The organism is Variovorax sp. P1_H2 (genome assembly GCF_056405295.1).
Map to the genome: position 1 here is coordinate 1 of NZ_JBFUCJ010000173.1, position 8,818 is coordinate 8,818.

At 66.8% G+C, this 8,818-nt stretch carries 7 protein-coding genes and 2 pseudogenes; 3 read left to right on the forward strand and 6 right to left on the reverse strand.

The features are described from left to right. Positions 1–830: pseudogene (locus AC1D2E_RS33105) on the forward strand (transposase family protein); the annotation flags it as partial. A 101-nt stretch (positions 831–931) separates the two neighbouring features. Here the strand turns inward: AC1D2E_RS33105 and istB are convergent. After that, positions 932–1,696, reverse strand: a complete 765-nt coding sequence (istB, locus tag AC1D2E_RS33110) for an IS21-like element helper ATPase IstB (RefSeq protein WP_478201331.1) — start codon at positions 1,694–1,696, stop codon at positions 932–934. 41 nt (positions 1,697–1,737) lie between these two features. Beyond that, positions 1,738–3,264, reverse strand: coding sequence for an IS21 family transposase (istA, locus tag AC1D2E_RS33115; RefSeq protein WP_478201332.1), 1,527 nt, complete (start codon positions 3,262–3,264; stop codon positions 1,738–1,740). Positions 3,265–3,504: 240 nt separating this feature from the next. On the opposite strand from istA, the pseudogene AC1D2E_RS33120 reads away from it, so the two are divergent. Beyond that, positions 3,505–4,188: pseudogene (locus tag AC1D2E_RS33120) on the forward strand (transposase); the annotation flags it as partial. 290 nt (positions 4,189–4,478) lie between these two features. On the opposite strand, the gene AC1D2E_RS33125 reads toward AC1D2E_RS33120, so the two are convergent. The 3 genes from AC1D2E_RS33125 to AC1D2E_RS33135 all read right to left on the reverse strand — a co-directional run bounded on the left by AC1D2E_RS33125 (position 4,479) and on the right by AC1D2E_RS33135 (position 7,389). Continuing rightward, entirely contained in the window at positions 4,479–4,712 is a 234-nt protein-coding gene (locus AC1D2E_RS33125) for a hypothetical protein (protein WP_478201333.1), read from the reverse strand. 475 nt (positions 4,713–5,187) lie between these two features. Continuing rightward, complete coding sequence (locus tag AC1D2E_RS33130; protein ID WP_478201334.1) at positions 5,188–5,991, reverse strand: alpha/beta fold hydrolase; 804 nt, start codon at positions 5,989–5,991, stop codon at positions 5,188–5,190. A gap of 87 nt (positions 5,992–6,078) precedes the next feature. Further along, positions 6,079–7,389: an O-acetylhomoserine aminocarboxypropyltransferase gene (locus tag AC1D2E_RS33135; RefSeq protein ID WP_478201335.1), complete on the reverse strand. Its 1,311-nt coding sequence runs from the start codon at positions 7,387–7,389 to the stop codon at positions 6,079–6,081. A gap of 137 nt (positions 7,390–7,526) precedes the next feature. On the opposite strand from AC1D2E_RS33135, the gene AC1D2E_RS33140 reads away from it, so the two are divergent. After that, positions 7,527–7,967: a CBS domain-containing protein gene (locus AC1D2E_RS33140; protein ID WP_478176643.1), complete on the forward strand. Its 441-nt coding sequence runs from the start codon at positions 7,527–7,529 to the stop codon at positions 7,965–7,967. 132 nt (positions 7,968–8,099) lie between these two features. On the opposite strand, the gene AC1D2E_RS33145 is transcribed toward AC1D2E_RS33140, so the two are convergent. Then, the coding region (locus AC1D2E_RS33145; RefSeq protein WP_478201336.1) for a Bug family tripartite tricarboxylate transporter substrate binding protein at positions 8,100–8,818 on the reverse strand (719 nt) is incomplete at its 5' end.

Consider the following 8,818-nt stretch of genomic DNA (forward strand, 5'->3'; position numbering starts at 1 on the left):
CCGCCGGAGAGTTCGGCGCTGGAGGTGGTGGCGCGCGAGGTTGGCATTGGAGTGGAAACACTGGAGCGTTGGCGTGAGGATGCGCAGTCCATGCCCGCCTGAGGGCGGGCATGGACTGCGCGCGCGCGGCTTGAGGCGGTGATCACGACGGCGGCGATGCCCGAGGCCGCCAAGGTCGCCTGGTGCCGCGAGCACGGGGTGTACCCAGCCGATCTGGACAAGTGGCGATCGAGCGCCACTGCCGCGCTGGCAGAGCCTGAAGAGGCCCGTGCCAGCCCGCAGGCCACGCGACAAGACCGCAAGCGCATCAAGGAGCTCGAGCGCGACCTGCTGCGCAAGGACCGGGCGTTGGCCGAGACCGCAGCCCTGTTGGTACTCTCAAAAAATCTCGAGGCGATCTTCCACAAGGGCGGGGACGAATGATCGGCCTCGAAGATCGCCGGATCGTGGCCCACAACATCTCCAAGGCTCACACCGCCGGCGCGCGGCTGCGCCTGGCCTGCGAGACCGCCGGCATCGACGTGCGCACCCTGCAGCGTTGGCAGGCCCATGAAGGCCTCACCGCGGGCGATGGCAGGCCGCAGGCGGTGCGGCCCATGCCCAGCCATGCCCAGCCATGCCCAGCCATGCCCAGCCATGCCCTGAGCCAGGACGAGCGCGCACAGCTGCTGGCGGTGGCCAATGAGTCGCGGTTTGCGGCCGTGCCGCCGGCGCGCATCGTGCCCATGCTGGCCGACGAGGGTGTGTACTTGGCCAGCGAGTCCAGCTTCAGTCGCGTACTGCGCGCGCACGGGCAGAGCGCCCATCGCGGTCGTGCCAAGGCGCCCAGGGTCGTGCGTGCGTATTCCGGCGAACGTGACCGTCGATTCCGCTCTATCGTGACCGGTCGTCATGCGTGCTGAGTTGCGCGTTCAGATTGTAGAAGTGGCGGTCACGATGGGTCTTTGTTCTTCTCCTTTTGGGGCGTTTTCGCGGTCTGCCGCAATGACTCACCCGTGAGGGTGAGTCGGTGGTTCTGCTGCATCAGGCGATCGAGGATCGCGTCGGCGATGGTGGCGTCTCCGACCCATGCATGCCAGTGCTCAATCGGCAGTTGGCTGGTGATGATGGTGGCCTTGCTGGCCGCCCGGTCGTCGATGATCTCCAGCAGGTCGGACCTGGCCTGAACATCCAGCGCCGCCATGCCCCAGTCGTCGAGCAGCAGCACGTCGGTCTTGGCCAGTTGGATCAGCCATTTGCCGAAGGTCCCGTTGCCGTGGCGGATGCGCAGTTCCTCGCCGAGCCGCGGCATGCGCTGGTAGTAAGCGGAACGACCGCGCCGGCACGCGTACTGCGCAAGCGCGCATGCAAGCCACGACTTACCCGCACCCGTCGGGCCCGTGATCAACACGCTGTGGCCCGAATCGATCCAGTCGCCCAGCGCCAGGCTCATCACGGCCTTGCGATCAACGCCGCGACCGGCGCGAGCATCCATATCTTCTATGGCCGCTTGCGGGTACTTCAGGCGGGCCTCCTTCAAGAGCCGTTCACGTCGCTTGTCGCCGCGCCAGTGCACTTCGCGCTCGACCAGCAAGGCCGTGCGCTCCTCGAAGCTCATGGCCGTCATACCGGCGCTGGTGAGCTGGTCTTGCAATCCTGCAGCCATCCCCAACAACTTCAGGGTACGCAGCTGGTCAAGGGTCGTGTTCATCATCATTGGAATTCCTTTTTGTTCAAGTGCCAGACGCAGTCCGGCGGTCACTGGTAGTACGCCGGGCCACGGACGTGCTCGTGGGGTGGGCTGGTCCAGCTAGGCGCAGTGCTCGCGGCGGCCTTGTCGCGCTCGTTGACCAGGATGGCCTTCACATGCACGTACTTCGCCGTGCCCAGCTCCAGGGCGATCAGGCTGGCCGCCTCCAGCCGCTCGTTGCCATAGCGGCGTGCCAGCGACAGCAACCCGAGGCATGCCCGGTAGCCGTGCTCAGGGTGACGCCGCTCCTCGATCAGGCGCGCCACGAGGCGGCCGGTGGCCACGCCGATGCTTTGCCCCCAATGGACCAGACGCTCGGGCGTCCATTCGAGGTGCGCACGGTGTGCCGCCGGCAGGTGGGCGACGACGGTCGTGAAGCCACCCTTGTGCGCGCTGCGCTGATGCGACGCCACTCGCTGTCCGCGGTGCAGCAGTTCGACCGCGCGGGTTGTGATGCGCGCCTCCAGCAACAGGCCCACGAGGTTCTGGGGCACGCTGTAGCGATGGCCGTCGATCTCCACGTGATGGTCGATGTGCACCCGCACGCTCTTGAAGGCCGCCCACTCCCAGGGCTGCAGCGGCAGCGCCTGCAGTGCAGGCGCGTCCAGATCGGCGAAGGCGCTCGCGCGGCTGCCAGGCAGCTTCTGGAATGACTTGCCGTTGAGCCGCTGCAGCAACGGTTCGATCGCGTCGTTGACATCATCGACCGTCTCGAAGCGCTGATGGCGCAAGCGCATGAGGATCCAGCGCTCCACCACCTGCACGGCCGATTCGACCTTGGCCTTGTCCTGCGGATGGCGAGGCCGCGCCGGCAGCACCGAGGTGCCGCAGTGACGCGCGAAGTCCTCCACCGTGTCGTTGGCCCGAGGCTCGTAGCGGTTCGGGTTCGCGATCATCGCGCGGGGGGTGTCCGGGACGATCAGTTGCGGCACGCCGCCGAAGAAGCTCAGGGCGCGCGCACAGCCCTCGAGCCAGTCGGCCATGGTCTCGCGCGGCGTCGCGCAGGCGAAGGTATAGCTGGACGCGCCGAGCGCTGCCACGAAGATGTGCGCCCGGCTGCCATCGGCAAGTTCCACCGTGGGGCCGGCGTAGTCGACGAACAGCTTCTCGCCGGCGCGATGGATCTGGCGCATTGAGCGCTTCAGACGCAGTGCGTAGCGTCGATACCGTTCGCAGAACTGGCTATAGCGATAGGTCGGCTGCCCGGGGTGGGCCGCAACATACTCTTCCCACAGCAGCATGAGCGTCATGCCCTTGCGCCGCAGCTCCTGGTGCGCGCGGCCGTAGTCGGGCAGCACGCAATGGGTCGGCCGGTCCAGCCGGCCCTGTACGACACGGCGTTCCAGAGCGGTGTCGCTCAATGTTTGCACGGTGGGCCAGTCAAGTCCCGCGACAGCAGCCAGGCTGACGTACTTGGCAACGACGCCCTTGGAGATACCGAGCGAGGCGGCAATTCGCTCATGGGAGAGGCGAGCTTCGAGTTTGAGACGTAAGACGTCTCTGATCTTGCGCATGTTGATCCTTGGTGCGGGCAAGCCTGTCTCCGGCAAAAGCCGGACAGGCTACCCCGCGTGAGGCGGATGAAATGCGCAACACCAACACGATGACGTACGGCAGCGTGCCGCTGCCGTGACCGCCGGTTCCGCCATCGTGACCGGTGATTCCGGACCACCCGAAAATCGATCACGTTGAGCCCGGAATCACCGGTCACGTTCGAGCGGAATGCTCGGTCACGATAGCCCGGAACGGGCGGTCACGATGCCCCGGAATACCCAGCCGAGACACCTCGACAAGTCTGGTGCTGGGACATGACGTACTTGCCCGCGCAGGTGCTCGGGCGCTGGTTCCACCTCTACCTGATCCTGGACTTGTACAGTCGCAAGATCGTGGGCTGGGAGGTTCACGACACGGACGACTCCGACCATGCCGTGCATCTGGTGCGCCGCACGGCGCTGGCCGAGGGCATCGCCACGCTGGACACCAAGCCGGTTCTGCATGGCGACAACGGCTCCACATTGAAGGCCACGACAGTGCTGGCGATGCTCCAGTGGCTGGGCGTGAAGCCGTCGTATTTGAGGCCTCGCGTGAGCGACGACAACGCCTATGCGGAAGCATTGTTCAGAACGGCCAAATACCGTCCAGAGTTCCCTGCCAAGGGCTTCACCGGTCTCGAGCAAGCTCGCGCTTGGGCTGCCGGCTTCGTGCGTTGGTACAACCATGACCATCGACACAGCGGCATTCGCTACGTCAGCCCTGCGCAGCGCCACGACGGTGAAGACCAGGCCATCCTCGCTGCTCGCCACGCGCTGTACACCCGTGCCCGCGCGCTCAACCCAGCACGATGGTCAGGCCCTACACGCAACTGGTCGCCCATCGGCGCAGTAACCRTCAACCCCGAACGTGACTGCATCGTTCAGGCACACGCGAGGAACCCAAACATACAGCCRCTGGCTGCATGAAAGAGGCGACAACTACCTTGACGCGCGCCGGGAAGAGTCCGATGCCCCTGGCCGAATGAGCTCGATTTCAATGTTTCAAGGGAATGCCCTAGGCGCCAGGGCGATCTGCTCGGGCGACCAGGGCCGGCGCAGGAAGTGCTCGACGGCGCCGAACAGGATCGAGTCGACATGCAGTTTGCGCACGGGCCGTGCCTGCCCGCCGCTTGCGACAGGCTTGTTGTGTGCAAGCGCTACCGTAGTGGCCTGCAGGATCGGCGGGCTGAGGGCTTGCGGCGGCCCCCAGCGCATCCTCAAAGTGTTTGCGCCTTGAGGGCCTTGCCGAGCGATCGGATCGCGGCCTCGACAGGCTCGGTGCGGCGCTCCAGTTCCGCGTTGATCACGGTGACCAGCGCGCTCAGATCAGCGGGCTCGACGCTGAACTCTTTGTGCTGCGTCGTTCGATGGATCGGCGAGAGCAGGCCTTGCAGGCAGGCGAAAGCCCGATGCACTTCCTTGAGATTGCAGAACTCGTCGGTGATGCGCAAGGCGGATGACGAGAGCTTGCGTGACTGTGACGCGGGTGTGCGAGAAGACTTAGCCATGAATGGCCTCCAGCGGGTTCGGGCTACAGAAACCACCGCTGCCGAGTGAGCTGCGGCTTGCGTCGCAGCGGGTTGAACGGGAGACCAATCCCGATCACGCCTTTTTTTGACGTGACGCGGGCAGTATAGCCAGACGGGCTGCGCGGCAGCAGCCTGAACTTGGAGCTTCGGGGCGCGCTGCGCGCAGCCGAAAAATGCACACAACAGCGGTGCCGCTTTCTGGCCGGCGCAGCCAGGCCCGTTGGTGAAACACCGTGGAACCGGCTTCGCCGGGCCACTGGTGTTGCCCCCGGCAGGGGGCTGAGGGGCCGCGGCTCCAAGCCTGCCCGCGCAGGCTTGGACGGCCCCGAAGGGCCGCTGCCTTTGGCAGCGACTCGAGGCGCCCGGACACGAAGTGCCGGGCAACCTGGGGGCGAGTTCATTGCAAGAAGTCGCGCAGCGCGAACAGCACCTCGTCGGGCGCTTCGGTCATCAGTGCATGGCCGGCCTTGACGGTCACGGTCTTGGCGCCGGGCGCCTTGGCGGCAAGGGTCCGGGCGGCGCGCGGCGGCGTCATCTGGTCGGCCTCGCCGAACAGGAACAGCACCGGGCACTGCACCTTCGCCATCGCCTGCTCGCCGTTCGCATAGTCGTTGCAGGCCTTGAAGCCGATGTGGAACACATTGGCGTTCGGGTTGCTCGCGAGCACGCGGCGCATCAGCGCGCGCGAGCCGCCGTAGAGCCAGGTGCCGGGTCCGAGCGAGGAGGGCGGCGGCGCCAGCAGCGAATGCGAGAGGGTGTTGACCATCGTGATCGCGCGCTGCGGATCGTTGAGCGCACCATCGAGCAGGGCCGGCGACACCGTCATCGGGTAGGCGGTGCCGACCAGCGCCAGGTGCGTGACGCGGTCGGGCGCGCGCGCGGCGGTCTCGAGTGCGATCAGCGAGCCGAAGCTGTGGCCGACCAGCGCGGCCTTGGCGACGCCCGCCGCATCGAGCAGCGCGACGATGAAGGCTGCGGCCGCCTCGACAGTGGCGGGCGGCGGACCTTCGCTCTTGCAGTGTCCCGGAAGGTCCACTGCGAGCACGTTCCAGCCATGGTTGGCGAACCAGCGGCTCTGCAGGATCCACACGCTGTGGTCGTTGAGCACGCCATGGATGAACACCACGCACGGCTTCGCCGGATCGAGCGGCTTGCCGCCGGTGTAGCAGTAGCTGCGATGGCCGTTGACGACGAAGTGCATCACGCCTCCCGCCGGGCCGCCCCAAGGGCGGCGTGTGCCCCCACGGGGGGCAGCGAATACATGAAATGACGAGCGTGGGGGTTCATGTCACGCACCTGCCCTTTCCGCCGCCTTCAGCGCGCGCTTGAGGTCGTCGATCAGGTCGGCCGGGTCTTCGAGGCCGATCGAGAGCCGGATGGTGCCCTGCGAGATCCCCGCGTCCGCCAGCGCCTCGTCGGTCATCCGGAAATGCGTGGTGCTCGCGGGATGGATCACCAGGCTGCGGCAGTCGCCGACGTTCGCCAGGTGGCTGAAGAGCTTGAGCGCCTCGATGAACTTCTTGCCTTGCTCGCGGTTGCCCTTGAGGTCGAAGCTGAAGACCGCGCCGGCCCCCTTGGCGCCATGGCGCAGCAGCTTGTTGGCCAGCGCATGGCTCGGATGCGATTCGAGCAGCGGATGCCCCACGCGCGACACGAAGGGGTGCGCCGCCAGGAACTCCACCACCTTCTGCGTGTTGTCGATGTGGCGCTCCATGCGCAGCGGCAGCGTCTCGATGCCCTGCAGGATCAGCCAGGCCGTGTGCGGGCTCATCGAGGCGCCGAAGTCGCGCAGCCCTTCTCGGCGCGCGCGCAGCAGGAAGGCGCCGACCGTGCTCTCCTCGCTGAACACCATGTTGTGGAAGCCGTCGTAGGCCTGGGTCAGCTCGGCGAATTTGCCCGAGCGTTCCCAGTCGAAGCTGCCGCCGTCGACCACCACGCCGCCGATCACGGTGCCGTGGCCCGAGAGGAACTTGGTGGCCGAGTGGTAGACCAGGTCGGCGCCCCAGTCGAAGGGCTTGATCAGGTAGGGCGAGGTCAAGGTGGAGTCGACCAGCAGCGGTACCTGGGCCGCGTGCGCGATCTCGCTGACCGCCGGGATGTCGAGCACGTCGAGGCCCGGATTGCCGACGGTCTCGCCGAACAGCAGCTTGGTCTCGGGCCGGATCGCGGCGCGCCAGCCGTCGAGGTCGCCGGGCTTGACGAAGGTGGTGTCGATGCCGAAGCGGCGCATCGTGTAGTGCAGCAGGTTCTGCGAGCCGCCGTACAGCGCGGTGCTGGCGACGATGTGCGAGCCGGCGCCCATCAGCGTGGCGATCGACAGGTGCAGCGCCGCCTGGCCGCTGGCGGTCGCGATCGCGCCGATGCCGCCTTCGAGCGCCGCCACGCGTTGTTCGAGCACGGCGTTGGTCGGGTTGCTGATGCGCGAGTAGACATGGCCCGCGCGCTCCAGGTTGAACAGCGCCGCGGCGTGGTCGCTGGACTCGAAGACGAAGGAGGTGGTGAGGTGGATCGGCACCGCGCGCGCGCCGGTGGCGGGGTCGGGTGCGGCGCCGGCATGCAATGCCAGCGTGTCGAAGCCGGGGTCGGAGTAGCCGGACATGAGCGCCTTTCGGGATCGTTTCTGCAATGCCCCGTTACGCGTGCGGCCTGCGCGGCCGGCGCGGTCTCGGTGGACGGGCGGCCATTGTGGGCTATATTCAAATCGGCACGCCGCCGAGCAAGTGAGGAGCAAATTACATGAAAGTCAGCGACATCCTGCGCGTGAAGGGCAACACCCTCTTCACTGTCACGCCCGACGAACCCCTGGCCAACGCGGTCAACGTCATGGCCGAGAAGGACATCGGCTCGCTGGTGGTCATGGAGCATGGCGACCTGGTCGGTATGCTGACCTTCCGCGAAGTGATCGTCGCCATCGTCGGCAACGGCGGCCAGATCGGCGGCACCCTGGTGCGCAAGGCCATGGACGACCATCCCGTCACCTGCACCCTCGAAACCGACCTCGACGAGATCCGCCGCATCATGCTGGAGCGCCACGCGCGCTACATGCCGGTGATGGACAAGCGCATGCTGATGGGCGTGATCAGCTTCTACGACGTCGCCAAGGCGGTGGTCGACAGCCAGAATTTCGAGAACAAGATGCTCAAGGCCTATATCCGCGACTGGCCAACGGAGGAATAGCTCGCCCCCAGGTTGCCCGGCACTTCGTGTTCGGGCGCCCACCCCCTACCGGGGGCGACACCAGCGGCCTGGCGAAGCCAGTTTCGCGGTGTCTCACCAACGCGGCCTGGCTGCGCCGGCCGGGTCGGGGACTTACTCCTTGATGTTGGCGGCTTGCACGATCTTTTGGTTGCGGGCGTATTCGGCTTTGACGAACTGGCCGAGTTCCTCGGGCGAGCCGCTGCCGGGGAGGGCGCCTTGCTCCTGCAGCTTGGCGCGCACTTCGGGGTCCTTCAGCACCGCGTTGAGTTCCTGGTTGAGCCGGTTCACGATCGGCGCCGGGGTGCCGGCCGGGGCGAAGACCGCGGTCCAGCTCACCATGTCGAAGCCCTTCAGGCCCGGCATCTCGCCGAAGGCCGGCACCTGCGGCAGCGCAGCGAGCCGCTGCGCGCTGGTGACGCCGAGCGCCTTCAGCCGGTTGCCGCTCACATGTGGAATGGCGCTGGTGCTGACCAGCATGGCCAGGTCGACCTGGTTGCCGATCACGTCGGTCGCGATCTGGGCGCCGCCGCGGTAGGGCACGTGGGTGACGAAGACGCCGCTGCGCTCCTTCAGCAGTTCCATCGCCAGCTGCAGCACGGTGCCGACGCCCGAGGTGGCGTAGTTGTACTTGCCAGGCGAGGCCTTCGCGAGTTTCACGAAGTCGGCGAAGTCCTTCACGGGCAGGCCGGGGCGCGCGACCAGCACCATCGGCGCCGTGTTCAGCATGCCGACCGGCGCCAGGTCCTTGAGCGGATCGAACTTGAAGGCGGCCGGGTTGATCAGGCGGCCGATCGCGATCGCGCTGTCCGGCCCGGCGACCAGGGTGTAGC

Coding starts and splice junctions, on each gene's coding strand:
- istB (WP_478201331.1), bottom strand. CDS start 1,696: ATGATGATGAACACGACCCTTGACCAGCTGCGTACCCTGAAGTTGTTG.
- AC1D2E_RS33130 (WP_478201334.1), bottom strand. CDS start 5,991: ATGCACTTCGTCGTCAACGGCCATCGCAGCTACTGCTACACCGGCGGC.
- AC1D2E_RS33135 (WP_478201335.1), bottom strand. CDS start 7,389: ATGTCCGGCTACTCCGACCCCGGCTTCGACACGCTGGCATTGCATGCC.
- AC1D2E_RS33140 (WP_478176643.1), top strand. CDS start 7,527: ATGAAAGTCAGCGACATCCTGCGCGTGAAGGGCAACACCCTCTTCACT.